Origin of the sequence: Zhihengliuella halotolerans (assembly GCF_004217565.1) — a bacterium.
In the GTDB taxonomy this organism is placed as follows: domain Bacteria; phylum Actinomycetota; class Actinomycetes; order Actinomycetales; family Micrococcaceae; genus Zhihengliuella; species Zhihengliuella halotolerans.
On sequence record NZ_SHLA01000001.1, the window covers coordinates 2,149,840 to 2,175,372 of the forward strand.

The 25,533-nt window shown below is 69.2% G+C and carries 25 protein-coding genes; 15 read left to right on the top strand and 10 right to left on the bottom strand.

All coding sequences use genetic code 11. The annotated features are described in order from the left end of the window. The first annotated feature begins 16 nt into the window (after positions 1 to 16). Positions 17 to 952 carry a metallophosphoesterase gene (locus tag EV380_RS09775; RefSeq protein ID WP_207219385.1) on the top strand — a complete coding sequence of 312 codons (936 nt, stop codon included), beginning with the start codon at positions 17 to 19 and terminating at the stop codon, positions 950 to 952. On the opposite strand, the gene EV380_RS09780 is transcribed toward EV380_RS09775, so the two are convergent. Further along, positions 949 to 1,350 (bottom strand): nuclear transport factor 2 family protein, encoded by a 402-nt coding sequence (locus tag EV380_RS09780; protein WP_130450998.1) that lies wholly within the window; start codon positions 1,348 to 1,350, stop codon positions 949 to 951. The two genes, EV380_RS09775 and EV380_RS09780, sit on opposite strands and share 4 nt — an antisense overlap. Positions 1,351 to 1,441: 91 nt before the next feature. Between EV380_RS09780 and EV380_RS09785 the strand changes: the two genes are divergently transcribed. The 3 genes from EV380_RS09785 to EV380_RS09795 all read left to right on the top strand — a co-directional run bounded on the left by EV380_RS09785 (position 1,442) and on the right by EV380_RS09795 (position 5,677). Then, positions 1,442 to 1,825, top strand: coding sequence for a winged helix-turn-helix transcriptional regulator (locus tag EV380_RS09785; RefSeq protein WP_130450999.1), 384 nt, complete (start codon positions 1,442 to 1,444; stop codon positions 1,823 to 1,825). A gap of 199 nt (positions 1,826 to 2,024) precedes the next feature. Further along, a complete protein-coding gene (locus tag EV380_RS09790) occupies positions 2,025 to 3,872 on the top strand; it encodes an ABC transporter ATP-binding protein (RefSeq protein WP_423219046.1) in 1,848 nt (615 codons plus the stop codon). Then, positions 3,869 to 5,677, top strand: a complete 1,809-nt coding sequence (locus EV380_RS09795; protein WP_130451000.1) for an ABC transporter ATP-binding protein — start codon at positions 3,869 to 3,871, stop codon at positions 5,675 to 5,677. Before EV380_RS09790 ends, EV380_RS09795 begins: the two co-directional genes overlap by 4 nt. A gap of 21 nt (positions 5,678 to 5,698) precedes the next feature. Here EV380_RS09795 and EV380_RS09800 read toward each other — a convergent pair whose 3' ends face one another. Together EV380_RS09800 and purD are read right to left on the bottom strand one after the other, a co-directional pair. After that, positions 5,699 to 6,595, bottom strand: a complete 897-nt coding sequence (locus EV380_RS09800) for a phosphoribosylaminoimidazolesuccinocarboxamide synthase (RefSeq protein ID WP_130451001.1) — start codon at positions 6,593 to 6,595, stop codon at positions 5,699 to 5,701. Continuing rightward, a complete protein-coding gene (purD, locus tag EV380_RS09805; protein ID WP_130451002.1) occupies positions 6,595 to 7,923 on the bottom strand; it encodes a phosphoribosylamine--glycine ligase in 1,329 nt (442 codons plus the stop codon). Before purD ends, EV380_RS09800 begins: the two co-directional genes overlap by 1 nt. A 355-nt stretch (positions 7,924 to 8,278) precedes the next feature. Between purD and EV380_RS09810 the strand changes: the two genes are divergently transcribed. The 6 genes from EV380_RS09810 to EV380_RS09835 all read left to right on the top strand — a co-directional run bounded on the left by EV380_RS09810 (position 8,279) and on the right by EV380_RS09835 (position 13,400). After that, a complete protein-coding gene (locus EV380_RS09810) occupies positions 8,279 to 9,325 on the top strand; it encodes an asparaginase (protein WP_130451003.1) in 1,047 nt (348 codons plus the stop codon). Between the two features lie 4 nt (positions 9,326 to 9,329). Then, positions 9,330 to 9,743 (top strand): sterol carrier family protein, encoded by a 414-nt coding sequence (locus tag EV380_RS09815; protein WP_130451004.1) that lies wholly within the window; start codon positions 9,330 to 9,332, stop codon positions 9,741 to 9,743. A 52-nt stretch (positions 9,744 to 9,795) separates the two neighbouring features. Continuing rightward, entirely contained in the window at positions 9,796 to 10,116 is a 321-nt protein-coding gene (locus tag EV380_RS09820) for a hypothetical protein (protein WP_102159076.1), read from the top strand. Positions 10,117 to 10,208: 92 nt separating this feature from the next. Continuing rightward, on the top strand, positions 10,209 to 11,765 hold the full coding sequence (gene purF, locus EV380_RS09825) for an amidophosphoribosyltransferase (protein ID WP_130451005.1): 1,557 nt from the start codon (positions 10,209 to 10,211) through the stop codon (positions 11,763 to 11,765). A gap of 40 nt (positions 11,766 to 11,805) precedes the next feature. Then, positions 11,806 to 12,948, top strand: a complete 1,143-nt coding sequence (gene purM / locus EV380_RS09830; RefSeq protein WP_130451006.1) for a phosphoribosylformylglycinamidine cyclo-ligase — start codon at positions 11,806 to 11,808, stop codon at positions 12,946 to 12,948. A 158-nt stretch (positions 12,949 to 13,106) separates the two neighbouring features. Continuing rightward, positions 13,107 to 13,400: a hypothetical protein gene (locus tag EV380_RS09835; RefSeq protein WP_130451007.1), complete on the top strand. Its 294-nt coding sequence runs from the start codon at positions 13,107 to 13,109 to the stop codon at positions 13,398 to 13,400. Here EV380_RS09835 and EV380_RS09840 read toward each other — a convergent pair. Then, the gene (locus EV380_RS09840; RefSeq protein WP_242607571.1) at positions 13,397 to 14,428 is read right to left on the bottom strand and encodes a Sir2 family NAD-dependent protein deacetylase; all 1,032 of its coding nucleotides are present in this window, start codon (positions 14,426 to 14,428) and stop codon (positions 13,397 to 13,399) included. The two genes, EV380_RS09835 and EV380_RS09840, sit on opposite strands and share 4 nt — an antisense overlap. Further along, the gene (locus EV380_RS09845) at positions 14,394 to 14,597 is read right to left on the bottom strand and encodes a DUF3073 domain-containing protein (RefSeq protein ID WP_102159072.1); all 204 of its coding nucleotides are present in this window, start codon (positions 14,595 to 14,597) and stop codon (positions 14,394 to 14,396) included. Before EV380_RS09845 ends, EV380_RS09840 begins: the two co-directional genes overlap by 35 nt. Before the next feature lie 231 nt (positions 14,598 to 14,828). Here EV380_RS09845 and EV380_RS09850 point away from each other — a divergent pair, with 231 nt between their 5' ends. Then, positions 14,829 to 15,440: a septum formation family protein gene (locus EV380_RS09850; RefSeq protein ID WP_165391931.1), complete on the top strand. Its 612-nt coding sequence runs from the start codon at positions 14,829 to 14,831 to the stop codon at positions 15,438 to 15,440. A 64-nt stretch (positions 15,441 to 15,504) separates the two neighbouring features. On the opposite strand, the gene clpB is transcribed toward EV380_RS09850, so the two are convergent. The 3 genes from clpB to EV380_RS09865 all read right to left on the bottom strand — a co-directional run bounded on the left by clpB (position 15,505) and on the right by EV380_RS09865 (position 19,158). Further along, positions 15,505 to 18,099 carry an ATP-dependent chaperone ClpB gene (clpB, locus tag EV380_RS09855; RefSeq protein ID WP_130451009.1) on the bottom strand — a complete coding sequence of 865 codons (2,595 nt, stop codon included), beginning with the start codon at positions 18,097 to 18,099 and terminating at the stop codon, positions 15,505 to 15,507. Positions 18,100 to 18,229: 130 nt separating this feature from the next. Further along, on the bottom strand, positions 18,230 to 18,691 hold the full coding sequence (locus EV380_RS09860; RefSeq protein WP_130451010.1) for a VOC family protein: 462 nt from the start codon (positions 18,689 to 18,691) through the stop codon (positions 18,230 to 18,232). Between the two features lie 50 nt (positions 18,692 to 18,741). Further along, complete coding sequence (locus EV380_RS09865; protein WP_130451011.1) at positions 18,742 to 19,158, bottom strand: YccF domain-containing protein; 417 nt, start codon at positions 19,156 to 19,158, stop codon at positions 18,742 to 18,744. Between the two features lie 84 nt (positions 19,159 to 19,242). On the opposite strand from EV380_RS09865, the gene trmB reads away from it, so the two are divergent. The 4 genes from trmB (at position 19,243) to EV380_RS16870 (ending at position 23,987) form a co-directional block, all read left to right on the top strand. Next, a complete protein-coding gene (gene trmB / locus EV380_RS09870; protein WP_102159068.1) occupies positions 19,243 to 20,001 on the top strand; it encodes a tRNA (guanosine(46)-N7)-methyltransferase TrmB in 759 nt (252 codons plus the stop codon). Positions 20,002 to 20,057: 56 nt separating this feature from the next. Further along, positions 20,058 to 21,554 carry an alanine/glycine:cation symporter family protein gene (locus EV380_RS09875; protein WP_102159067.1) on the top strand — a complete coding sequence of 499 codons (1,497 nt, stop codon included), beginning with the start codon at positions 20,058 to 20,060 and terminating at the stop codon, positions 21,552 to 21,554. A 154-nt stretch (positions 21,555 to 21,708) separates the two neighbouring features. After that, positions 21,709 to 23,196 carry a DUF1538 domain-containing protein gene (locus EV380_RS09880; protein WP_130451012.1) on the top strand — a complete coding sequence of 496 codons (1,488 nt, stop codon included), beginning with the start codon at positions 21,709 to 21,711 and terminating at the stop codon, positions 23,194 to 23,196. Next, entirely contained in the window at positions 23,193 to 23,987 is a 795-nt protein-coding gene (locus EV380_RS16870; RefSeq protein ID WP_242607572.1) for a CBS domain-containing protein, read from the top strand. The genes EV380_RS09880 and EV380_RS16870 overlap by 4 nt, the downstream gene beginning before the upstream one ends. A 9-nt stretch (positions 23,988 to 23,996) precedes the next feature. On the opposite strand, the gene EV380_RS09895 is transcribed toward EV380_RS16870, so the two are convergent. Both EV380_RS09895 and EV380_RS09900 read right to left on the bottom strand, forming a co-directional pair. Then, on the bottom strand, positions 23,997 to 24,515 hold the full coding sequence (locus tag EV380_RS09895) for an SRPBCC domain-containing protein (RefSeq protein ID WP_130451013.1): 519 nt from the start codon (positions 24,513 to 24,515) through the stop codon (positions 23,997 to 23,999). 30 nt (positions 24,516 to 24,545) lie between these two features. Then, complete coding sequence (locus tag EV380_RS09900) at positions 24,546 to 25,514, bottom strand: alpha/beta hydrolase (protein WP_130451014.1); 969 nt, start codon at positions 25,512 to 25,514, stop codon at positions 24,546 to 24,548. Positions 25,515 to 25,533 lie beyond the last annotated feature (19 nt).

Below are 25,533 nucleotides of genomic sequence, written 5' to 3' on the forward strand. Positions count from 1 at the left end.
GGGGAATCAACTGAACATGGCAGAAGCACTGATCCGCAGCCTGCGCCGCGGGGCGACCGTCGCCGGTACGGTCGCAGTCGCCGGAGCGGCGGCCCTCGGCTACGGGCTCTGGGAGCGCAACCAGTTCACCGTCCGTCATGAGTCAGTCCCCGTTCTGCCGCCCGGTGTCCCGGACATCACGGTGCTGCACCTCTCGGACATCCACATGGTCCCGGGCCAACGCGCCAAGGCGGCCTGGCTGCGATCGCTCGCCGAATTGGAACCCGACCTCGTGGTCAATACCGGCGACAATCTCAGCCACAAAGAGGCCGTGGGCCCGCTCATCGACGCGTTGGATCCGCTCCTGCGCTTCCCCGGCGTCTACGTCCCGGGTTCGAACTGCTATTTCGCCCCGCGTCCGGCCAACCCGTTCAAGTATTTCGCCGGCCCCTCGTCGAACAAGGAACCCGCTGAGCGCGTCGGTCTGGACTGGCAGACCATGCACCAACTGTTCGGTGCGGCCGGGTGGATCAACCTCTCTAATCGCAGCCAGTCAGTGCCACACGGCCGGCTCCGGATCGATTTCACGGGTGTCGACGACCCCCACCTCGGATACGACGCCTTCGCCGGGTGGCCCCGCGGCTCAGCGACGAGCTCGGACGCACCGCACGTGAAGATCGCGCTCGCGCACGCCCCCTACCAGCGGGTCCTCGACGAATTCACTGATGCCGGGGCTGACATCATCTTCGCCGGCCATACCCACGGCGGACAGGTCTGCATCCCGGGCTATGGCGCGCTCGTCTCCAACTGCGACCTGCCGACGTGGCGTGCGCGCGGCCTGACCGTGTGGGAACACGAAGGCCGCACGACCCCGCTCAACGTCTCCGCGGGCATCGGCACCTCCCGCTTCGCCCCGGTGCGCATCGCCTGCCGCCCGGAGGGGGTCCTGCTGCGCCTCACCGCTCGACGTTAGACACGCCCCCAGAAAGCGTCCTCGGCGGCCCCGTCGGCGGAGAACAGGTGCACCGCTGCGATCTTTCCGTCGCGGACGGTCAGCAGGTCCACACCTGCCATGTCCATCGACGCGTCCGCATTCGTGCCGCTAAAACGGACGGGTACGGCGACGAGTTCGCCGTTGACCATGGCCGGTCCGGTCACGGCCAGCTGAAAGCTACCGTTGCTCGCCTCCATCATCCCGCCCAGCAGAGCCCCCACGCCCTCGACGCCGGCATGCTCGCCGGAGAAACGGTTGGCGCCCGGCTGGTGCCAGACGACCTGCGGGCTCAGCTGCGCCATCGCGGTCGGCACGTCGCCGCTGGCGAGGGCCTCGAAGTAGGCAGCGGCAACGGCGGCCGGAGTGTGCTCATTCATCGAATCATCCTTTGTAGTCTCGGGTACGAACACTCTCAAAGTAACCACTGGTAACCTGTTACCTCAACGTAACCGACTTCGGGAGCCCCTCATGGATGATTCGCCGGCATGGAACGTCATGGTCTCTACCTGCCCGTCCCGCACTTCGCTCGCGCGCATCGCCAACAAGTGGACGGCCATGATCGTGATCGCCCTCAGTGACGGGCGCCTGCGCTTCGGGGAGATCCGACGGGCCGTGGACGGGATCAGCGGGAAGGTTCTGGCAGACACGCTGCGCGATCTGGAACGCGACGGAATCGTCTCCCGAACCGCGTACGACCAGATGCCCCCGCGGGTCGAGTACGATCTGACGCCACTCGGACAGACCCTGCGCGAGCCCCTGACCGCCCTCGGCACGTGGGCCGAGACTCACATCGCCGACGTCGAAGCCGCCAGGGACGCCTACGATGACAGGGGCTCGGGAGACGCGTTCTGAGCGAAACGACCCGGAGCGCCCGGCGCCGCGCACCTTTGGCCGACATCTCACGTCGTAATATCTGAAATATCCCCTGAAGAGACTTCAGAAAGTGGCAGACTAGGGGCTGAAACCAATTGGGCAAGCCCAACCACTCCCGTGCTGCGCCCAATCGTACCAGCCGCCCACTTCTGACACATCGATCGAGGCTGTCCCCTTGGTGCACCACCAACAGAACGACCAAACCCGCCCCCGGACCACAACGCTGACCGAGACCTTTGGTCGACTTGTCCCCCATCTGCGCCCCATCATGGCGCGGCTCGTGCTCGGCTCGATCTGCGCGCTTCTGGCCAGCGTGGTCGCACTCACCATCCCCCGAGTGCTGGGCTGGCTCGTCAACACCGTCCTCGACGGCGACGGCGTCGCCTCGGCCGTCTGGCTCGGCGTCGGCATCGTCGCGCTCCTCGGCATCTTCGAGGCCCTGCTGGTCTGGCTCCGCCGCATCTTCGTCATCTCCCCGACGGCCGAAATCGAGACCGACCTCCGGCTGAACCTTTTCCGACACCTGCAGCAGCTTCCCGTGGCCTTTCACGACCGCTGGGGCTCCGGGCAGCTGCTGTCCCGATCGATGGGTGACCTGTCGCTCCTGCGCCGCTGGCTGGCCTTCGGCTCGATCATGCTGGTCGTCTCGTCTCTGACCGTCATCGCGGGCCTCGCCTTCATGTTCAGCTCGAGCTGGATCCTCGGTTTGATCTATCTCGCCGGCGCCATCCCGATCACGATCCGCGCTTTCAAGTTCCGCACGGTCTTCCGGGACGCCAGCCGTCTGAGTCAGGACCAGGCCGGCGACCTCGCCACCACGGTGGAGGAGGCCGTGCACGGCATCCGCGTGATCAAGGCGTTCGGCCGCGGCCGCGAGGCACTCGACGGATTCCACGCGCAGGCCCAGAAACTCCGCGAGACCGAGATCCACAAAGCCCGCACACTCGCGGGGTTCATGGCCCTCGTCGTCGCGCTGCCCGAAGTCACGCTCGGCATCGGCCTCTTCACGGGCATCTGGCTCGCCGCGGAGGGGCAGCTCCTCGTCGGCGACCTCGCCGCGTTCTTCGCGACCGCCGCGTTCCTCGCCGGACACGTCGAGGGCATCGGCATGCTGCTCGGCATGACCCTGACCACCAAGACCGCGCTCGACCGCCACTACGAGGTCATCGACTCCCCCGTCACCATCACCTCCCCGCCGTCCCCGCGTGTCCCGGCCGACCCGACCGGCCACCTCGTCCTGCGCGACGTGTCCTTCGGCTACCCGGACGCGCCGGCCGACGCGAACGTGATTGACGGCCTGGACCTCGAGGTCCGCCCCGGCGAGACCATGGCGCTCGTCGGAGGCACCGGCTGCGGCAAGTCCACACTCATGCACCTCATCCCACGCCTCTACGAGGCCACGTCCGGCTCCGTCGAGCTCGACGGCCTCGACGTCAGGGAGTACGACGTCGAAGCGTTACGCACCGCCGTCGCCGTCGCCTTCGAGGATTCGATCCTGTTCTCCTCCTCGGTGCGGGAGAACGTCCTGCTCGGCGCGCGCCCGGAGCCGGGCCGGAGCGAGGACGAGATGCTCGCGGAGGCGCTCGAGGTCGCCCAGGCGCACTTCGTGCACGAGCTGCCCGCCGGCGTCGACACCCTCATCGGCGAGGAGGGTCTCTCGCTCTCCGGCGGCCAACGCCAGCGCCTCGCCCTCGCGCGGGCGATCGCCGCCAAGCCCCGCCTGCTGGTGCTCGACGACCCGCTCTCGGCTCTGGACGTGCGCACCGAGGAGGCCGTGACCGCCCGCCTGCGGACCGTGCTCGAGGGCACGAGTACTCTCATCGTCGCGCACCGACCCTCAACCGTCATGCTCGCCGACCGGGTCGCCCTCATGGACGCCGGCAGAATCGTCGACGTCGGCACCCACGCCGAACTGCTCGCCCGCAGCGAGCACTACCGGTACGTCATCGCCGCCGGCGACGAACCACCCAGCGTCGAGGACGTGCTAAACACCGAAGGAACGACGACGGAAGGAGGTCGGGCATGAGCGGCTTGACCGGCGTTGCGGGCGAAGACAACATCGACCTGGACGCGGGAGACCGGCGTCGCGTCCGGCGTCGTTCCCTGCGCCTGCTGAAAACCCTGGCCGGACCGATCAAGGGCCGGCTGGTCCTCACGGCGCTGCTCGTGCTCGTCTCCGCCGCGGCGAGGGCGGCACTGCCGCTGCTCGTGGCGTGGTCGATCGACTCGATGCTGCCGCGCGTGATCGACGGCGACATGGCCGCGCTCGGGTTCGTCGGCGGCGCCTATGTGGTCACCGCGATCGTGGCGGGCGGGCTGCTCGGCGTCTACACCTACGCCGCGGCCAACGTGAGTCAGGCGATGCTGCTGGACCTGCGGCTGCGAGTCTTCCGGCACACGCAGCTGCTGAGCCTCGAATTCCACGAGACCTACACCTCCGGACGCGTCATCTCCCGGCAGACCTCCGACTTGGAGACCCTGCGCGAACTGCTCGACCAGGGCATCTCGCAGCTGGTCTCCGGCGTCGCGTTCATCCTCTTCACGGCGATCAGCATGTTCATCCTGGACTGGAAGACGGCCCTCGTGGTCGTCGGCGCCGCTCTCCCGATCGCGATCATCTTCCGCTGGTACCAGGTGCGCTCCGAGCTCGTCTACCGTGAGTCCCGGGTCTTCTCGGCCCGCGTCATCACGACGTTCGTGGAGACAATGACCGGCATCCGCGCGGTCAAGGCGTTCCGCCGCGAGGCCGCGGGCGACGCCACCTACACGGGGGTGGCGAACGAGTACCGGGACAACACGCTGCGCAGCATCTTCCTCTTCGGCGTCCTGCAGCCCGTCCTGATGCTCATCGGCAACCTCACCGTTGCGGGTGTGCTGCTCGTCGGCGGGTTCCGGGTGCTGGAGGGCTCGCTCGCCGTCGGCTCGCTCGTCGGGCTGCTGCTCACGGCCAAGCGCGTGTTCCAGCCGATCGAGGCAATCGCCATGTTCTACAACTCGTTCCAGGCGGCGACTGCGGCCCTCGAGAAGGTCTCCGGGCTGCTCGAGGAGCGCGCGACCGTGGTCGAACCCGCCCACCCGAAACCGCTCGAAACCGCCGAGGGCACCGTCGAGTTCAAGAACGCGGTCTTCGGCTACGGCGACGGCCCGGTGGTCATGCAGGAATTCGACCTCACGATTCCGGCCGGGCAGACCGTCGCCGTCGTCGGGCAGACGGGCGCCGGCAAGTCGACGCTCGCCAAGCTCATCGCCCGGTTCTACGACCTCAGCGCGGGCGAGCTCACACTCGACGGCGTCGACCTGCGCGACCTCTCGCAGGAGGACCTGCGCCGGGCGGTCGTCATGGTGACCCAGGAGGCCTTCCTGTTCTCCGGGTCGGTCGCCGACAACATCGCGCTCGGCAAGCCGGAAGCGAGCCGGGAGGAGATCGTGCTGGCGGCCCGCGCCGTGGGGGCGCACGAGTTCATCGAGTCCCTGCCCGAGGGGTACGACACGGACGTGAACAAGCGCGGCGGCCGCGTCTCGGCGGGCCAGCGCCAGCTGATCTCGTTCGCGCGAGCGTTCCTCGCGGACCCGACGGTGCTGATCCTCGACGAGGCCACGAGCTCGCTCGACATCCCGAGCGAGCGGCTCGTCCAGCAGGCGCTCGAACGGCTTCTCGGCGAGCGGACCGCCTTGATCATCGCGCACCGGCTCTCGACCGTGGAGATCGCCGACCGCGTGCTCGTCGTGCACGACGGCCGCGTCGTCGAGGACGGCAGCCCCGCCGAGCTCATCGCCGCCGGCGGTCGCTTCGCCGCCCTGCACCACGCGTGGCAGGACTCCCTGCGCTGACGCTGACGGGGCGGTGCCGCGCTACGCGGTGAAGGTCCGCCCCGTGAGGCGCTCGTAGGCCTCGATGTAGCGGGCGCGGGTCTTCTCGACGATCTCAGCTGGCAGCTCGGGCGGCTCGACGCCGCTGGTCTTGTCCCAGCCGGAGGCGTCGGACGTCAGCCAGTCGCGCACGAACTGCTTGTCGAACGACGGCTGCGCGCGGCCCGGCGCGTAGGTCTCCGCATCCCAGAAACGGGAGGAGTCGGGGGTCAGGACCTCATCGCCGAGGGTGATGGCCCCCGTTGCCGGGTCGAGCCCGAACTCGACCTTGGTGTCGGCCAAGACAATGCCGCGGTCGCGGGCGATGGCCTCCGCGGCCGTGTAGACGTCGAGCGTCAGGCGCTTGAGCTCCGCGGAGACCTCCGCGCCGACCCGCTCGACGGTCTGCGCGTAGGTGATGTTCTCGTCGTGCTCGCCCACCTCGGCCTTGGCGCTCGGGGTGAAGATCGCCGGTTCCAGGCGGGAGCCGTCCACGAGCCCGGCGGGCAGCGGCAGGGAGCACACCGTCTGCGACGCCCGGTACTCCGCCAGGCCGGAGCCCGTCAGGTAGCCGCGGGCGATGCACTCGATGGGGTACATCGCCAGGCGCTTGCAGACCATCGCCCGCCCGGCGACCTCGGCCGGAACGTCGGTGGAGATCACGTGGTTGGCGACATCGAGCTGCTCGAACCACCAGAGGCTCAGCTGGGTGAGGACCTTGCCCTTGTCGGGGATCTCGCTCGCGAGCACGGAGTCGTAGGCGCTGATGCGGTCGCTCGCGACGACGAGCACACGGTCGGTCACGGACTCGTCTGCCGGCGCGTACAGATCGCGGACCTTACCCGAGTAGACGTGCTTCCAGCCGTCGAGGACGGGCGCGTCGGTCTCGAACCCGGCCATCAGGCGTTCTCCCCCGCCGCGGAGGCCTCGGCCACGTGCCGGCCCTTCGCGACACCGGGAACACGGATTTGGCCGAGTGCCGCCTTCTCCGCGATGTCGCGGCGGAACTGGGCGCCCTGCCACGAGATGCGCGCGACGCCGTCGTACGCCGTCGCGCGGGCGGCAGCGAGGTCCGTGCCGAGGCCGACGACGGCGAGCACACGGCCGCCGGAGGTGACGATCTCGCCGGCGTCGTTGGTCGAGGTGCCGGCGTGCAGCACGGAGACGTTCTCGAGCGCGGCGGCCGCGGCGAGCCCGCCGATCGCGTCGCCCTTGCGCGGGGAATCGGGGTAGTTCGCCGACGCCATGACGACGCCGACGGCCGTCTCGGGCCGCCAGTGCAGCTGCTCGGCGTCGTCGAGCTCGCCCTTGGCGGCGGCGAGCAGGACGCCGCCCAGCGGGGTCTTCAGTCGGGCCAGGACCGGCTGGGTCTCCGGGTCGCCGAAGCGGGCGTTGAACTCGATGACGCGCAGGCCGCGGCTCGTCATGGCGAGGCCGCAGTAGAGGACGCCCGCGAACGGGGTGCCCCGGCGATCCATCTCGCGGATGGTCGGGTACGCGACGCGTTCCATGACCTCGTCGACGAAGCCGGCCGGCAGCCACTCGAGCGGGGTGTAGGCGCCCATTCCGCCGGTGTTGGGGCCCTCATCGCCGTCGAAAATGCGCTTGAAGTCCTGTGCGGGCGAGAGCGGGACGGCGTGCTTGCCGTCGGAGATGACGAACAGCGAGACCTCCGGGCCGTCGAGGAACTCCTCGATGACCACGGTGCCGCCCGCGGCGAAGCAGGATTCAGCGTGCGCGAGGGCCTCGGCGCGGTCCTCAGTGACGACGACGCCCTTGCCGGCGGCGAGCCCGTCGTCCTTGACGACGTAAGGGGCGCCGAAAGCGTCGAGCGCATCGGCGGCCTCGGCAGTAGTGGTCGCGACGCGGGCCATCGCGGTCGGGACGGAGGCCTCGGCCATCACGTCCTTCGCGAACGCCTTCGACGCCTCCAACTGGGCGGCCGCCTTCGACGGCCCGAAGACCGGGAACCCGGCCTCCCGCACGGCGTCGGAGACGCCCGCGGCGAGCGGCGCCTCCGGGCCGATCACGACGAGGTCGGCCTCCAGCGTCCTCGCGAGTGCGACGACGGCGGCGGGGTCCTGCGCGTCGACCGCGTGCGTCGCGACGTCCTGCGCCATGCCGGCGTTGCCGGGGGCTGCGTGGACTTCGCTGACGTACGGGTCGGCTAGCAGGGAACGGACAAGAGCGTGCTCGCGGCCTCCGGGGCCGATCACCAGAACCTTCACGAGGCCCAAGCCTACCGGCCATGCGGCACCGCACGGCAGTCGGGTCCCGCGGATGACGCCGGGCGCTCCTCGGCTCGCCGCCGAACGGCAACGATTCCGGGCATCCCTCGGAAGCGTCGCTCGCCGCGGCCCGCCCCATCCAGTCGTTAGTAGCTGCTCCTCGGCCCCGTCGACTCGTCGCTCAGAGCTGTTCCGCCCCGTCGAATCGTCACTCACTGCTGTCGAGAGGCGAGATCACGACGCATAATAACGACTCGTGCCCCTCGGGCATCCACACGGGCGCCACCCCGAACCCGGCCCCGACGCAGCCCCGGAATGACGCCGGCGCCGGACGGCGTAGGGGAGAATGGGGAGCATGTCAGCCACTCCCCGCTCCGGAACGTTCACCACCGACGACGCTGTCGACCTGGCCGTCGTCGACCGCAACGGATTCGTCGAATCCCGGCACCTCGGTTCGGCCGTCGTCGTCGATCCCGCCGGCGAGGTCGTGCTCGAGCTCGGCGACACCACCACACCGATCTTCCCGCGGTCCTCGCTCAAGCCGTTCCAGGCGCTCGCCTCGATGCAGGCCGGCGCGCCGCTCGTCGGCGAACAGGTCGCCCTCGCGTGCGCGAGCCACGTCGGCAGCGCCGAGCACATGGAGGTCGCCGACGGCATGCTGCGGGCCGCCGGACTCTCCGCGGACGACCTGCGCTGCCCCGCCGCCTGGCCGCAGCACGGGGGAACCCGCACCGCTCTGACCCGCGGCGAGCTGGCCATCGGCGGCCGGACCCTTCCCGCCGAGAAGTCCCGCCTCGCCTTCAACTGCTCCGGCAAGCACGCCGCGTTCCTGTGGGCGTGCGTGGAGAACGGGTGGGACCTGGCGACCTACCTCGACGCCGAGCACCCGCTGCAGCTCCGCGTCGTCGAGATCCTCGAGGAGTACGCGGGCGAGTCCGTCGCGCACGTCGCGGTCGACGGCTGCGGCGCCCCGGCGCCCGCGATCTCGCTGCGCGGCCTCGCCCGGGCGACCGGCCGGCTGGCCGCGGCGCCGTCGGACAAGTCCGCCAACGCGCGGGCGGCCACCATCGCGACCGCGATGCTCGACTACCCGTGGGCCGTGCACGGCCACGGCGAGGAGAACACGGTCGTGATGGAGGACCTCGAGATCATCGCGAAACTCGGCGCGGAGGGCGTGCTCATCCTCGGCGCCCCCGACGGCACGGCGTGCGCGGTCAAGATGCTCGACGGGAACGGTCGCGGCGCGACCCTGGTGGGGCTCACGCTCCTGGCCGCCGCAGGAGTCGTGCCCGCGGGCGCGCTCGGCCCGGTGCTCAGCCGCGCAATGCGCCCGGTCCTCGGCGGCGGCGAGCCCGTCGGCGGCGTGCGGCTGGCCGCGCCCGTCGTGGCTCTGCTGGACTGACGCCATGGGAGTACGACGGCGGATCGCACCCGAGCCTGGCTCCGACGCCGTGCGCGCATGGTTGCGCGCGTTGGACGCGGACACCGAGGCGTCGGCCGAGACGGTGCTGGCGGCGGCCGACGCCGTCGTGCTGGATCGCAAAACCCTGGCGACGGCCGTGCGCTACGCGCTCGAGGAGCTCTCCGAGGCTGCGGAGGGCGACTCGGTTGAGGTGCGCGTGCCGCCGTTCGGCGTCGCCCAGTGCATCGCCGGGCCCCGGCACACGCGCGGGACCCCGCCGAACGTCGTCGAGATGCCGGCGGGCGTTTGGCTCGCGATGGCGACCGGGCGACTGGGCTGGGACGACGCCAAGCAGTCGGGGAAAGTCTCGGCGTCCGGCATCCGCGCGGACCTGGCCGGCGTGCTGCCGCTCTTCTGAAGCGGCCAGCGGCCGCACCGGAACATCTTCTATCTTCGGTAGAATTCCGGACATGGATTCGCACGAGAATGAGAACCGCCCCGCCTCGATCGACGTCGAGGTCCGCCGCTCCCCCAAGTTCTGGCCGTTCATCGGCACCGGCGCCGCGGTCGGCATCGTTCTCGCGCTCGTCTCGGCGTACTCGGGTGAGCCGCACGTCGAGTTCACGCGCGGCGCCGTCGCGGGGTTCCTCATGGTGTTCTTCGGCCTCGTCGGCGTCTTCCTGGCCGCGCTGGCCTATCTCCTGGTCGACAAGGTGCTGCTGAAGAAGGCCAAGACGGTGCGGGCCGAGGAGATCAGCGACGACGACGCAAACCGCGGCCCCGAAGCCTAGTTTACGGAGCTACTGAGTGACCTAAGAGACGTCCATCACGCACCGTGATCCGGCTCATCGACTACCCTCCGGCACATGAGAGAATGGGCTCTATGGCGCGTGGCGATGGAATGCTCAATCATGATCTTCTCCCCGACGAAAAGGGGCCGCAGGACGAGTGCGGCGTCTTCGGAGTCTGGGCACCCGGCGAGGATGTCGCGAAACTGACCTACTACGGTCTGTACGCGATCCAGCACCGCGGACAGGAGTCCGCGGGCATCGCCACCAGCGACGGCGACCGGATCAACGTCTACAAGGACATGGGTCTGGTCTCGCAGGTGTTCGACGAGAACACCCTGAACGCGATGCGCGGCCACATCGCCGTCGGGCACTGCCGCTACTCCACCACCGGCGCCAGCCACTGGGCGAACGCGCAGCCGACGCTCGGCGCGACGAGCGCCGGCACCGTCGCCCTCGCCCACAACGGCAACCTGATCAACTCGGCCGAGCTGATGGACATGGTCCGCGCCGAGCAGGGCGATAACCTGCGCGGCGAGCTCGCCCAGGGAAACACCACCGACACCGCGCTCGTGACGGCGCTGCTGCGCGGCCAGGAGGGCGCGACGCTCGAGTCCACCGCGATGGCGCTGCTGCCCAAGCTCAAGGGCGCGTTCAGCTTCGTCTTCATGACCGAGGGCACGCTGTACGCCGCTCGCGACCCGCAGGGCGTCCGCCCGCTGGTCCTGGGCCGTCTGGACCGCGGCTGGGTCGTCGCGTCCGAGCAGCCCGCCCTCGCGACCGTCGGCGCCAGCTTCATCCGCGAGATCGAGCCCGGCGAACTCATCGCGATCGACGAGGACGGCGTCCGCTCCCGCCGGTTCGCCGAGGCCAAGCCGGCCGGCTGCGTCTTCGAGTACGTCTACCTCGCCCGCCCGGACGCGTCGATCAACGGCCGCTCAATCTACGAGGCGCGCGTCGAGATGGGCCGCCAGCTGGCCCGCGAGAACGACGCCGAGGCCGACATCGTCATCCCCGTGCCCGAGTCCGGCACGCCCGCGGCGATCGGCTACGCCGAGGAATCCGGCATCCCCTTCGCGCACGGCTTCGTCAAGAACGCCTACGTGGGCCGCACCTTCATCCAGCCCTCGCAGACCCTGCGCCAGCTCGGCATCAAACTCAAGCTCAACGCCCTCGAGCCCATCATCAAGGGCAAGCGCGTCATCGTGGTCGACGACTCGATCGTCCGCGGCAACACGCAGCGGGCCATCGTGCGGATGCTGCGCGAGGCCGGCGCGGCCGCGATCCACGTCAAGATCTCCTCGCCGCCCATCAAGTGGCCGTGCTTCTACGGCATCGACTTCGCCTCGCGCGCCGAGCTCATCGCGAACGGGGCCAAGATTGAGGAGATCACGGCGTCCGTCGGCGCCGATACCCTCGCCTACATCTCCGAAGACGGCATGATCGAGGCCACCGAGCAGCCGCGCGAACGCCTCTGCACGGCCTGCTTCACGGGCGACTACCCGATCGAGCTGCCGCACGCGGACCGGCTCGGCAAGAACCTGCTCGAGAACCCCGCCGCTGGCCCCGAGGGCGGATGCGACCCGGGTCCCGACGCCGAATTCGAGCCCACCCTCACGGACGCCGACCGCACCGCCGAAACCCACGCCTGAGCCGCGCCACACCCCACCGACGTAAGGAACCGAAAGCCGCATGAGCGCCCCTGAGAGCAAGTCCGCAGGTATCACCTACGCCTCCGCAGGCGTCGACGTCGAAGCGGGCGACCGCGCCGTCGAACTCATGAAGGACGCCGTCAAGGCGACCCACAACGCGTCGGTCCTCGGCGGCGTCGGCGGTTTCGCCGGCCTCTTCGACGCCTCGCGCCTGCTGACGTACAAGAAGCCGCTGCTGGCGACCTCGACCGACGGCGTCGGCACCAAGGTCGCGATCGCTCAGGCCATGGACATCCACCACACGATCGGCCACGACCTCGTCGGCATGGTCGTCGACGACATCGTCGTCGTCGGCGCCGAGCCGCTGTTCATGACCGACTACATCGCGTGCGGCAAGGTCGTCCCGGAGCGCATCGCCGACATCGTCCGCGGCATCGCCGAGGCGTGCTCCATCGCCGGCACCGCGCTCGTCGGCGGCGAGACCGCCGAGCACCCTGGCCTGCTGGGCGAACACGAGTACGACGTCGCCGGCGCGGCGACGGGCGTCGTCGAGGCCGACTCGGTCCTCGGCCCGGAGCGCGTGCGCGAGGGCGACGTCGTCATCGCCATGGCCTCCTCCGGCATCCACTCCAATGGCTACTCCCTGGTCCGCCGCGTGATCAACCACGCCGGCTGGGCGCTGGACCGTGAGGTCTCCGAGCTCGGCAAGACGCTCGGCGAGGAGCTCCTCGTGCCGACCAAGGTCTACGCGGCCGACTGTCTCGACCTCGTGAACGCCCTGAACAAGGACGGCGTCGCCCCGCTGCACGGCTTCAGCCACGTCACCGGCGGCGGCCTGGCCGCGAACCTCGCGCGCGTACTGCCGCAGGGCCTCATGGCCACGGTCGACCGCAGCACGTGGGAGCTGCCGGCGATCTTCCGTCTCGTCTCTCAGCTCGGCGGCGTCCCGCAGGCTGACCTCGAGCGCACCCTCAACCTCGGCGTCGGCATGATCGCGATCGTCGAGGCCTCGGCCGCCGACGCCGCCATCGCCCGCCTGGGTGAGCGCGGCGTGGCCAGCTGGGTCATGGGGTCGATCGCGAAGACCACAGACGACGCCGCAGCGGCCGGCACGGACTTCGTCCAGGGCGCCAAGGGAGTCGACGGCGGCGCGGTGCTCATGCAGGGCTCCTACGCCGGCTGACGCGAACGCCCCGGACGGGCCCGGCACCGATACGGTGCCGGGCCCGCGGTCTTTCCGGCGGGTTGAACCTGCGGCACACTGGGCCCACGGGCTCCTACGTTGTGGTGGTCTTCGTCCGCCCGCTGGCCGCGGGAACCCGGTTCGGCCGCGGGGGCTAGGTGCCGGTCTCCCTCCTCGAGGAAGCCGAGACGCTGTCGATCCTGCACGGGGAACTGCATGCGGCGCAGACGAAGGACCCAGACGCCGCTATCAGCCTGCCCGGGCCGCGGCACGTCCTCGACGGCTACCGGCCGCACGTCAGTCACACGACGGGGCGCCTGCGGCGAGGCGAGCGCTTCGAGGTCGCCGAGGCGGCCCTGGTGGACATGCGCCCCGGGGGCGACAGCCGGTACCGGGAGGTCCTGGCGGTTTATCTGCTGGACGACGGCGGCCGTCGTCCGGGGAAATCCTAGAGTAGGTCCTCGTGTAGGCGCTCCAGGGCGGCGCCGACACGGACGCGCCAGCGCCAGTCCGCTTTGGCGTCGGCACGGCTCGGGCCGCCATTGATGATGCCCACTTGTTTGCCCGCGCGCACGGCATCCAGCACGATCTTGTAGCCGCTCATCACGGCAAGCGAGGAGCCGACGACGAGAACGGAGCGCGAGGCCGCTTCGAGGTCGGCCACCTCCCGCTTGCGCCCGGCCGGGACGTTCTCTCCGAAGTAGACGACGTCGGGCTTGAGCTCGACGCTGCCGCACGTGAGGCAGCCGACCATTGTGAAGGCGCGCACGTGCCGGCCGTCAAGGCTGACGTCGCCGTCGGGATTCACCGCGGACGGGTCGAGATCGATCCGCTCGAGGTAGCCGGGGTTGGCCGCCAGGAGCCGCGCATCGAGGTCCGGGCGCGCCTCGACGGCCCCGCAGTTCAGGCACCGCACGAGGGAGAGGTCCCCGTGCAGCGGGATGACGTTCTCGGAGCCCGCGGCCGCGTGCAGTCCGTCGACGTTCTGGGTGACGATGCCGCTGATCCACCCGTGCCGCTCGAACTCCGCCAGCAGGTAGTGGCCGCGGTTGGGTTCGGCGGCGTGCATGTGCCGCCAGCCGACGAAGCTCCGGGCCCAGTACCTCTGGCGCGCGGCGGGATCGTGCTTGAACTCCTGATAAGTCATCGGGCGGTGCCGCTTCAGCGACCCGTTGGGCCCGCGGTAGTCGGGGATGCCGGAGTCCGTCGAGACTCCCGCACCGGTGATGACGAGAACGTCGCGGGCCGCGAGCATCGCATAGATGCCGGCCTCGGCGCGAGCGGGGTCCTGTGGTTCGGCGGTCTCGTCGACGACGCGGGCGATCGAGCGCAGGGCCGCCTTGTGGGCCGTGTTGATGGCCAGCTCGGCCGTCCGGCCGCCGCCGCTTAAACGACGGTGACCGGGGGTGTCTTCGCCACTCCCGGCCCCGTTCACGAGTACCTGCTCAACCGAAGCGTCGCTCGTCCTCATCGTCGCCATCAGCGTATTTGTCCGCGTACTCCGATTCAAAGGGATCGTCGTGCTGCTCCGCCGCCTGGCCGGTGGTACCGAGCTCGCGTTGGAGGGCAGACAAATCAGTGGCCGGGGAGTAGTACTTGATGTCCCGGGCCTGCCGTGTTGCTTTTGCCTTCTGACGGCCGCGCCCCATGGCGAGACCCCCTTCGCGGTAGTGACCCGGAGTTGGTCCCTCCGTCACGAGGGAGGCTCCGGATTAAGTGACTGGATCGTTCGTATTCCAAGGTTAACATGTTTCGGGAGGGATCGCGGTCGCCGTGTGACCTATCCCGACATGGCCGGCGCACGTACGCACGCCGATCCGCACCGTCTATGGTGGTAGAGATATCATCGCCCGAGTCCCGACCGCTTGAGCAGGAGCCACGTGGAACCCACCCGTGAACCGGAGTCTTCCCCCTACCAGCCTCCGAAGCCGGCCGAAACACAGCCCAGCCGCCCCTCCCGAGTCTGGTTGCTGGTGGGCATCGCCGCCGTCGTCCTGCTCGTGGTCTACGCGGTGGTCAAGCTCGGTGGCGGCACTCCCGCCCCGGAAGCCGACGACGACGTCGTACGTAACACCGAGCCGGGCATCGACGGGATCATCGCCAGGGGTGCACCGGCCTCGGCCTTCGAGGTCGGCGACTGCCTGACCCAGTTCACGAGCCCGCTGGAAGCGGCGACGATCGTAGAGTGCACCACCGCGCACAACGCCCAGTTCATCGGCACAGCCGAACTCGAGCAGGACATCCCCTACCCCGGCCAGCCGGCAACCACCGAAAAGGCCACCGAGGCCTGCAAAGACATCAAACTCGAGACGGGCGTGCTGACGTCCTACTCGTGGGAGTACCAGTTCAGCCAGCCGACGAGCGGCTCGTGGGAGTCCGGGGACCGCTCCGTCGCCTGCTTCCTGACGCTGACGTCCGCCGACGAAACGGTCACTGGATCGCTCCTGCCCGAGGAGTCCGAGGACGAGACGTCGAAGGACGCCGACTCCTGAGCCACCCGCGCGGGCCCGCCGCAGGTGCACGACCGGGCGGCGGGCTCACGCGCGCTGCGGATCGCTAAGCGCGCTCCACGCTGAGGCCGGTTGGCTGACCTTCGGAGTCCACGACGTCGACCGCGACGTCGTCGCCGTCCGCGATCCCGCCGGAGAGCAGGGCGCGGGCCAGCCGGTCGCCGATCTCGCGCTGGACGAGCCGGCGCAGGGGCCGCGCCCCGTACGCCGGGTCGAAGCCGCTCAGCGCCAGCCACTCGCGGGCCCTCTCGCTCACCTCCAGCGTCAGGCGTCGCTCGGCCAGCCGCGCGCCGAGTGCGCGGACCTGCAAATCGACAATCGAGCCCAGCTCCTCCAGCGAGAGCGGATCGAACATGATGACCTCGTCGAGGCGGTTCAGGAACTCCGGCTTGAACGAGGTGTTGACGATGCTCATCACGGCTTCGCGCTTGGCGGCGTCTTCCATGGTCTGGTCGACCAGGAACTGCGAACCGAGGTTCGACGTCATCACGAGGATGACGTTGCGGAAGTCCACGGTCCGGCCCTGGCCGTCGGTGAGCCGGCCGTCGTCGAGCACCTGCAGCAGGATGTCGAAGACCTCGGGGTGGGCCTTCTCCACCTCGTCGAGAAGCACCACGGAGTACGGGCGGCGGCGCACGGCCTCCGTGAGTTGGCCGCCCTCGTCGTACCCGACGTAGCCGGGAGGCGCGCCGACGAGCCGCGAGACCGAGTGCTTCTCGGAGTACTCCGACATGTCGATGCGGATCATCGCCCGCTCGTCGTCGAAGAGGAAGTCGGCGAGCGCCTTGGCCAGCTCCGTCTTGCCCACGCCCGTCGGGCCGAGGAAGAGGAAGGAGCCCGTGGGCCGGTCGGGATCCGAGATCCCGGCCCGAGCCCGGCGCACGGCGTCGGAGACGGCGGCGACGGCCTGGGACTGGCCGATGAGCCGCTCGCCGAGGAACTGCTCCATCGCGAGCAACTTCGCCGATTCTCCCTGCAGCATGCGCCCGGCCGGGATGCCCGTCCACGCGCTGATGACCTCGGCGATGTCCTCCGCGGTGACCTCCTCGGAGACCATGAGATCGCGATCGCCCGCCTCCGCCTCGGCCTCCTGGGCCTCGGCAAGCTGCTTCTCGAGCCCCGGGATCTCCCCGTAGAGCATGCGCGACGCCTTCTCGAGGTCGCCCTCGCGCTGGAGCTTCTCGGCTTGGCTGCGCAGCTCGTCGAGGCGGACCTTGAGGTCGCCGACGCGGTTCAGGCCGGCCTTCTCGGCCTCCCAGCGGGCGTTGAGCGCATCCAGCTGCTCCTTCTTGTCGGCCATGTCGGAGCGCAGGGCCGCGAGCCGTTCGACGGAGGCCGGGTCCGTCTCATCGGCGAGCGCGAGCTCCTCCATGGTCAGTCGGTCGACGGCGCGGCGCAGCGCGTCGATCTCCTCCGGCGCCGAATCGATCTCCATGCGCAGGCGCGAGGCCGCCTCGTCGACGAGGTCGATGGCCTTGTCCGGCAACTGGCGGCCGCTGATGTAGCGGTTGGACAGGGTGGCAGCGGCAACGAGCGCGGCGTCGGCGATCTGGACCTTGTGGTGGGCCTCGTAGCGCTCCTTGAGCCCGCGCAGGATGCCGACCGTGTCCTCGACGCTCGGCTCCCCCACGTAGACCTGCTGGAAGCGCCGCTCGAGGGCCGGATCCTTCTCGACGTTTTCGCGGTACTCGTCGAGAGTCGTGGCGCCGATGAGACGCAGCTCGCCGCGGGCGAGCATCGGCTTGAGCATGTTGCCGGCGTCCATCGCTCCCTCGGAGGCGCCCGCGCCGACGACGGTGTGCAGCTCGTCGATGAAGGTCACGATGCGCCCATCGGAGTTCTTGATCTCCTCGAGCACGGCCTTGAGCCGCTCCTCGAACTCGCCGCGATACTTGGCGCCGGCCACCATGGAACCGAGGTCCAGGGAGATGAGCGTCTTGCCCCGCAGGGATTCGGGCACGTCACCGGCGACCATGCGCTGGGCGAGGCCCTCGACGACGGCGGTCTTGCCGACGCCGGGTTCGCCGATGAGCACGGGGTTGTTCTTGGTCCGACGCGAGAGCACCTGGACGACTCGGCGGATTTCGGTGTCCCGGCCGATGACCGGGTCCAGCTTGCCTGAGCGGGCGATCGCCGTCAGATCGGTGCCGAACTTCTCGAGGGCCTGGAAGGTGGCTTCGGGATCCGGGTTGTCGACGGTGCGGTCGCCGCGGATCGACGGCAGCGCGGCGCGCAGGGCCTCGGCGCTCGCACCGGCCTGCCGGAGTGCGTCCCCGGCCGCGCCGGAGTCGAGGGCGAGGCCGATGAGCAGGAATTCGGTCGAGACGTAGGAGTCCCCCGCCTCGGCACTGGCCTGCTGGGCCGCCTGAACGACCTGCAGCAGCTGGCGCGAGAACTGCGCCTGGGCCACGGAGGAGCCCGACGACGCCGGCAGCGCCTTGATGGCCGCGCTGGCCTTGGTGGAGACGATGTCCGGGTCGACGTCGATGGACTTCAGGAGGGCGACGGCCACTGAATCGCGCTTGTCCATGAGCGCCTTGAGCAGGTGGGCCGGTTCGATCTGCGGGTTGCCTGCGGTCGAGGCGTTCATTCCGGCGGCGGAGAGCACCTCCTGGCTCTGGGTGGTGAATTTGTTGTCCACTCACGTTTCCTTTCTCTTCTCTGGAGGACGAACCACTCAAACTTGAGTCTACCTAACTCAACTTTGCCAGGGGAAGATCTATTCCTGTGCCATGGAACTCACTTCGCCACCCGCCGCCAGCCGCGCCCGGTCAACGCGCCGTCGCCGCCGCCTCGATCGCCTCGAGGTCCAGCTTGCTCATCGGCATGAACGCCTCGGTCACGCGACGGCGCACGTCAGGGTCTTCGTCGGCGAACAGCTCGATCAGGCGGCGGGGCACCACCTGCCACGAGACGCCGAACGGGTCCTTGAGCCAGCCGCAGCGGCCCGGCTCGCCGCCGGTGGTCAGGGCCTCCCAGTAGTAGTCGATCTCCTCCTGCGTCTCGCACAGGACCTGGAAGGAGGTCGCCTCGTTGAACGTGAACTGGTCGCCGCCGTTGAGCCCCACGAACCGGGTGCCGCCGATCTCGAAGTCGACGGTCAACGGCTCACCGCCGGCATCATCACCCGCGATCGCGTCGCCGACGCTCGCGCCGGGGAAGACAGACGCATAGAACTCGGCGGCCCGGCGGGCGTCGCCGTCGAACCAGAGGCACGTCACGAGCGAAGTCATGGAGGTCGGTTTCACCGCTGCCGGTTTCACGGCGTTCACACCTTTCCCCGCTACGCGCGCTGGTAGGTCGGGAGGACGGCGTCTGAGGGCACGATGACCTTGCCGAGGGGCACGAGCGAAACCGGGATGAGCTTGAGGTTGGCAATGCCCAGCGGGATGCCGATGATCGAGATGAACATCGGGATCGCAGTGATGACGTGGCCGATCGCGATCCAGATGCCCGCCACGATGATCCAGATGACGTTGCCGATCGTGGAGAAGAACCCGACATTCGGGCCGCGGTCGACAATCGTGCGGCCGAATGGCCAGAGCGCGTAGAGGCCGATGCGGAAGGACGCGATGCCGAAGGGGATCGTCACGATGAGAAGGCAGCAGAGGATGCCGGCGGCGAAGTAGCCCAAGGCCAGCCACAGCCCGCCGAAGAGCAACCAGATCACGTTCAGGACGGCAGAAAGAGTGGTCTTCATGATCCTCATTGTGCCCCAGCGTCTCGCCGACCACCATGGGGGACTCCCCTGATCGCCCCCGGATCTCGCGGTAACCTGTCAGGGATGAACATTCCGGAAGATCGCAAGCGCCCCACCTCCGGCCGCGCCGTCGACGACCCCAGCTACTACCGCACCGAACCCGTGTCCTTCGTGCGCCGCGGATCCCGCCTCCAAGGCCGCCGCCTAAGAGCGTGGGAGGCGTACGCCGACCAGTACCTCTACGAGGTGCCCCGCGATATCGCCGACACCTCCGTCGACCGCGAGGCAAAGTTCGATCAGGAGTCCGTCTTCGGGCGCCTCGCACCGCTGACAGTCGAGGTCGGTTCCGGGCTCGGCGAGGCTCTCGTGGCGCAGGCAGCCGAGCACCCCGAGCGCGACTACCTGGCGGTCGAGGTCTACACGCCCGGGCTCGCGCAGCTCATGCTCCGGGCGGGCAAGCTGGGCCTGACGAATATCCGGACGATCCAGGCGAACGCACCCGAGGTTTTCGAGTTCCTGCTCACACCCGGCTCCATCGACGAGGTCCAGGTCTTCTTCCCCGATCCGTGGCACAAATCCAAACACCACAAACGACGACTGGTGAAACCAAGTTTCGCCGCGCATGTGGCACGGGCACTGAAACCCGGCGGCCTCTGGCGTCTGGCCACGGACTGGCAGGAATACGCCGAACACATGCGCGAGGTCCTCGATCCCGACGAGCAGTTCGAGAACGTGCACGACGGCTGGGCGCCGCGCTTCGAGGGCCGCGTGCAGACCAGTTTCGAAACCAAAGCGCTGAAAGTCGGCCGGTCCATCTACGACCTGACCTACCGGAGGAAGTAGTCCGCGGTCACAGGCTGGTGTGTCCCAACCCATAGCGCCGAGGTATATTCGCCGTCATGCAACTTTTCCAGAACGAATTCCTCGAGGGCTTGCTGTCCGACGCCGGCGGCTGGCTCTGGTCGTGGATCCTCCTTCCCGTTGTCGCTTTCGTCGGCCTGTACTTCACCATCCGCAGTGGTGCCGTGCAGCTGCGCATGATCCCGAACATGATCAAGACGCTCTCCGACAAGGCCCTGATCGGGCCCGACGGAAAGCCCAAGTCGATCTCGGCTTTCCAGGCCTTCACCATCTCCGCGGCATCCCGCGTGGGCACCGGCAACGTCGCCGGTGTCGCCACGGCGGTCGCCATCGGTGGGCCGGGAGCGATTTTCTGGATGTGGACCATGGCCTTCATCGGCGGCGCCTCGAGCTTCGTCGAGTCGACCCTCGGCCAGCTCTACAAGGAGAAGCGCCCCGACGGCTACGTCGGCGGGCCCGCCTACTACATGCAGAAGGGCCTGAACGCCCGCTGGCTCGGCATCATCTTCTCCATCATCCTGATCATCTGCTTCCCCCTCGCCTTCTCGTCGCTGCAGGCGAACACGATCGCCCAGGCCGTCACCGGCGCCGCCGGCACTGACGACCCGTCGCTCATGATCACGATCGCCGTCGTCCTCGCCGTCATGACCGCGCTGGTGGTCTTCGGCGGCATCCGCCGCATCGCCCACGTCAGCCAGGCGCTCGTGCCGGCGATGGCGCTGCTCTACATCCTGCTGGGCATCGTCGTCGTCGTCATGAACATCTCCGAGCTGCCGCGCGTGATCGGCCTGATCTTCTCCGAAGCCTTCAACTTCAACTCCGCCATCGGCGGCGGGCTCGGCGCCGTGATCATGCAGGGCGTCAAGCGCGGCATGTTCTCCAACGAGGCGGGCCTCGGCTCGGCCCCCAACGCCGGCGCGTCCGCCGCCGTGACCCACCCCGCCAAGCAGGGGCTCGTGCAGACCCTCGGCGTCTACTTCGACACCTTCATCATCTGCTCGGTCACCGCGTTCATCATCCTCGTCGCCGTCCCGGACCCCGTCGGCGAGGCCCAGGGCATCGTCCTGACGCAGAACGCGCTGACCGAGTCGCTGGGCGCCTGGTCCTCGATCCTGCTGGCCGTCATCATCCTGCTTCTGGCCTTCAGCTCGATCATCGGAAACTACTACTACGGCGAGGCGAACATCGCCTTCATGACGAAGAGCCCGGCGGTCATGGTCGCCTACCGGACGCTCGCTACGGCCGCCGTGATGGTCGGCGCACTCGCGACCGTCAACGTCGTCTGGAACTTCGCCGACGGCATCATGGGCCTCATGGCCCTCGTCAACCTGATCGCGATCTTCGCGCTCGGCGGGGTCGCGATGAAGCTGCTCAAGCACTACGCCGCCCAGGCCAAACGGGGTGAGGACCCCGTCTTCGTCGCCTCGGACATGCCAGAACTGCAGGGCGTGACCGCATGGACTCGCGAGGACGTGACAACACACGAGATCAACGTGCAGCGCATCAACCAGATGCGCCGGGACCTGGGCCAGTAGCCCGACGAACACCGCACCAGAAGAGCCCCGCCGCGTCTCCACGGACGCCGCGGGGCTCTTTCGCGTCTGTCAACGGTGGACTCCGCGTCCCGCGTAGCCGAAACTTGGAGGACGGACCACTTCGTCGGCCCAGCAGGAGAGGAACTGATTCTCCGTGGAGCACCTCGGCCACTTCGCGCGCGAATTCCTCAAAGCGCTGCGGAACCTGCTGCCCATCATCGTCGTCGTGGTGCTCTTCCAACTGGCAGTCTTCCGCCGGATGCCCGAGGACCCGTTCCAACTGGCCGCCGGCCTGCTGATCGTCGGCGTCGGCATCGCGCTCTTCCTGCAAGGGCTGGACCTGAGCGTCTTCCCGGTCGGCAAGAACCTGGCCAACCAGTTCACGCGGCGCGGCAAGCTGGGGCTCCTGCTCCCGTTCGGATTCGCCATCGGGTTCGCCGCATCGATCGCGGAGCCGGCGCTCATCGCGGTGGCCGAGCAGGCCGAGCTCGTCAGCGACGGGCGGGTCAACGGCCTCGCCCTGCGCATGGTCGTGGCCCTCTCCGTGGGATCGATCCTGATTCTCGGGATCCTCCGGGTGCTCCGGGGCTGGCACATCCACCGCATCCTGATCGTCGGCTACTCGATTGTCCTGGCGGTCACGTTCCTCGCCCCGGAGGAGATCGTCGGCCTGGCCTACGACTCCGGCGGCGTCACGACCAATGTCGTGACGGTGCCCCTAATCGCGGCGATCGGGATCGGACTGGCCAACTCGATCCGCGGGCGCAGCCCCTTCTCCGACGGGTTCGGCCTGGTGGCTCTGTGCGTCATGGTGCCGATGCTCGGGGTCCAGCTCTACGGCTGGTGGGTCTACACCTTCGGCACCGCGGGGCCCGCACCCGCGGACGCGGCGCCCCAGGCCGGCGGCGGCGTCCCGTGGCCCGTCGAGCACCTCTTCGGGCTCGGCGAGATGGTCCGCAACGTGCTGCCGCTGGTCCTCGTCGTCCTGTTCTTCCAGTACGTGGCACTACGACGACGGCTGTCCCACCCGTTGCGGGTCACCGTCGGGTTCGTCATGGTGCTCGTCGGCCTCTACGCGTTCGTGGTCGGCCTCAAGCTGGGGCTCTTCCCCCTAGGCACGCAGATGGCCGAGCAGTTGATCGAGCGCGACTCGCACACGATGATCCTGCTCTTCGCGCTGCTCATCGGGTTCGCCGCCACCATGGCCGAACCGGCGCTCGTGGCGATCGCCGATCAGGCCGCCGAGGTCTCGCCGACCCCGCTGAGCGCGACGGTCATCCGGCTGCTCGTCGCCGGCGGTGTGGCGGCCGGCATCACCTTGGGGGTCTACCGCATCCTGGTGGGCGCGCCCATGCACTACGTCATCTTCGGCTCCTACGCCGTCGTCATCGTCCTCGTCGCCCTGGCGCCCAAAGGCATCGCCGGGCTGGCGTTCGACCTCGGCGGCGTGACCACCTCTGAGGTCACCGTCCCCCTCGTGACCGCCCTCGGCATCGGCCTCGCGAGTGCCGTGGAGGGCAGGAACCCCCTCATCGACGGCTTCGGCCTCATCGCCTTCGCTTCGATCTTCCCGATCATCTCCGTCCTGGTGTATACCTTGATTTTGGAGAGGTTTCCCCGTCTGCGGAAGGACCGCGCATGAAATTCACCGCCGTCGTCGTCATCACTCCGCCCGAACTCGAGGACGAGGCCATCCAGACCGCCCAGCGGGCCGGCGCCACCGGGGTCACCATCCTGACGGGCAAGGGCATCGGCGGGGAGTTGAAGAAGACCTTCTTCGGCCTCACCTTCGAGGGCTCGCAATCGGTGCTGCTCATGGTGGTCGGCACGCACCTAGCCACGCCCATCCTCAAGGCCCTGCACGAGGTCCTCAGCGACGGGGACAACTCGCACGGCATGGCCTTCAACGTCCCCGTGGACCACCTGACGGGGATCGAAACGCGTCAGCTGGTCAAGTTCGAGGAGTACATGCGGCGCGACGACGACGCAACGTCGCTGCCCGGCTCTCCCGCCCCGCCCGCACAGGAGGATTCCGTGCTCAAAGTCCAGGACCTCATGGTCCCCGACGTCGTCACGGTCTCCCCGTACGCGACCCTCCGAGAGGCCCTCGCGACGATGCGCGCGAGGAACGTCAAGAGTCTCGTCGTCGAGCGCCAGAACGCCCACGACTCCTACGGTCTGCTGAGCTTCACCGAGCTGCTGCGCGCGATCGTCGCCGACGAGGGCGACGTGGACCTGCTCAACGTCTACGACTCCGCCGTGAAGCCGGCCGTGACCGTGGGCGAGGAGCTCTCCGTCCGCCAGGCGGCGGCGCTCATGACGAGCCTGCACCTGAACCGACTCGTGGTCGTGCGCGGCAACGAGCTGGTCGGCCTGCTGGCCATGAACGACATCATCGCGCGGATGATGGACGAGACGATCCGCCGGGACTGATCTACGGGCCTACTCCGGGGCCGGAGGCCGCTCCGTGGACGCCTCGGGGCCGAAGCGCTCGGCGTACAGGGCGAAGAGCCGGCCCGTGTCCTTGTCGGCGTCCTCGACGTAGCCGCCGACGGACTCACGCAGGGCGGCCAGGCAGGCGTGCCACCCCGCCCCGTCGCGGGCGCCCCGACCCCGGGACCCGATCGAGGCCGCGAACGTCAGGCGCGTGCCGGCGTCGTACTCCTCGAGGGAGAGGCGCAGCGAGTCCGTATCCCACGTGAAGGCGAGCTGACGGCCGGAATCGACGTCGACGACCTCGCCGTAGGTCGGCTCGTCGTCGTCATCGAACGCGAACGTCAGCTCGCGCCCGGGGGTCCACTCCCCCAGCACGCGCGCCGGGAACCAGGCCCCGAGGCCGTCGCGGGTGGTGACGGCGATCCACGCGTCCCAGCGGCTCACGGGCAGGTCGACGACGTACTTCAACAGCCAGCGGTCGCCGGCAGGGCCGAACGTCGCGGGCGTCAGATCGGTGCTGTGCATGCGCCCCACCCTAACCCGCCGGGTCCGCTCTCAGACGGGTTCCTGCCCGGTCGTGACGAGCGCGATGTTGCGCAAGCTGCGCGTGCCGGCGTCGCGGTAGCCGTAGGTCGTCTGGCTGCGTCCGGGCACGAAGTGCGAGGAGTTGTGGCCCGTGACGGGGAGCAGCCCCAGCTCGGGCAGGGCCGAGACGGGCAGGCGGCGCCCGAACGGACTGCGGTTGCGCAGGACCCGGCCCACGAGTCGGCCGAAACGGGCGATCCAATCGTCCGGGGCGACGGCGTCGAACACGCAGTCCTCGCCGATGCCGAGTCGGCCCGGGTCGCGGCCGAACCGGGCGGGGATGCCCGGGGACCCGATCATGATGAAGGCCTTGACGAGCTGCTCCTCGCGCGCGAGCCGGGACAGTTCGACGACGGCCCGGCTGGGCCGCTGATGCCGGTCCCGCTGGGCGATGGCCTCGAGCACGTGCGCGGCGACCGCCGCGCCGTAGGAGTGGCCCTCGAAACTGATGTGCGGCCGGTCGGGGCGAAACGTCAACAACTGCAGGAAATCCGCGGCGAAGCGCGGCACGGCGGCGCGGGCCCGGTCCGGGAAGAGCGCCTCGACGAAGACCGGGGGCGTGTAGCCGAGCCAGACGATGCCGGCCGGGCGCTCGGCGCCGACGCGGCGCTGCTCGAGCACGACCTGCCCCACCTCCCGCACGGTCCCCCACATCGCCGTGTCGGGACGGATGCCGACGCCCGAGAGGTGCCAGCTGACGTGGGTCGCCTCGTCCAGGTCGCCGACGGCGATGGCCGCGACCGGCGTCGGCGTCGACAGGTCCAGGTAGAGCAGGTACCGCTCCGGGATGGCCCGGTTCATCGACCCCCGGCGCAGGGCGTGGGCCACCCCCTCGACCGCCCGGCGATGCTGGGGTGGCAACGACTCGCGGCGCCGGTGGATACGCCAGAAGCGCCGCTGGGCTTCGGCGGTCAGTTCGGCATAGTTCGTGACGCTCACAAGGAGAAACTACTACGAA

Coding starts and splice junctions, on each gene's coding strand:
- EV380_RS09775 (WP_207219385.1), top strand. CDS start 17: ATGGCAGAAGCACTGATCCGCAGCCTGCGCCGCGGGGCGACCGTCGCC.
- EV380_RS09895 (WP_130451013.1), bottom strand. CDS start 24,515: ATGCACAGCACCGATCTGACGCCCGCGACGTTCGGCCCTGCCGGCGAC.
- EV380_RS09780 (WP_130450998.1), bottom strand. CDS start 1,350: ATGAATGAGCACACTCCGGCCGCCGTTGCCGCTGCCTACTTCGAGGCC.
- EV380_RS09815 (WP_130451004.1), top strand. CDS start 9,330: ATGGGAGTACGACGGCGGATCGCACCCGAGCCTGGCTCCGACGCCGTG.
- EV380_RS09820 (WP_102159076.1), top strand. CDS start 9,796: ATGGATTCGCACGAGAATGAGAACCGCCCCGCCTCGATCGACGTCGAG.
- trmB (WP_102159068.1), top strand. CDS start 19,243: ATGAACATTCCGGAAGATCGCAAGCGCCCCACCTCCGGCCGCGCCGTC.
- EV380_RS09860 (WP_130451010.1), bottom strand. CDS start 18,691: ATGACTTCGCTCGTGACGTGCCTCTGGTTCGACGGCGACGCCCGCCGG.
- EV380_RS09865 (WP_130451011.1), bottom strand. CDS start 19,158: ATGAAGACCACTCTTTCTGCCGTCCTGAACGTGATCTGGTTGCTCTTC.
- EV380_RS09840 (WP_242607571.1), bottom strand. CDS start 14,428: ATGGCGACGATGAGGACGAGCGACGCTTCGGTTGAGCAGGTACTCGTG.
- EV380_RS09800 (WP_130451001.1), bottom strand. CDS start 6,595: ATGGCCGGGTTCGAGACCGACGCGCCCGTCCTCGACGGCTGGAAGCAC.
- EV380_RS09795 (WP_130451000.1), top strand. CDS start 3,869: ATGAGCGGCTTGACCGGCGTTGCGGGCGAAGACAACATCGACCTGGAC.
- EV380_RS09875 (WP_102159067.1), top strand. CDS start 20,058: ATGCAACTTTTCCAGAACGAATTCCTCGAGGGCTTGCTGTCCGACGCC.
- EV380_RS09785 (WP_130450999.1), top strand. CDS start 1,442: ATGGATGATTCGCCGGCATGGAACGTCATGGTCTCTACCTGCCCGTCC.
- purF (WP_130451005.1), top strand. CDS start 10,209: ATGGCGCGTGGCGATGGAATGCTCAATCATGATCTTCTCCCCGACGAA.
- EV380_RS09845 (WP_102159072.1), bottom strand. CDS start 14,597: ATGGGGCGCGGCCGTCAGAAGGCAAAAGCAACACGGCAGGCCCGGGAC.
- purM (WP_130451006.1), top strand. CDS start 11,806: ATGAGCGCCCCTGAGAGCAAGTCCGCAGGTATCACCTACGCCTCCGCA.
- EV380_RS09810 (WP_130451003.1), top strand. CDS start 8,279: ATGTCAGCCACTCCCCGCTCCGGAACGTTCACCACCGACGACGCTGTC.
- EV380_RS16870 (WP_242607572.1), top strand. CDS start 23,193: ATGAAATTCACCGCCGTCGTCGTCATCACTCCGCCCGAACTCGAGGAC.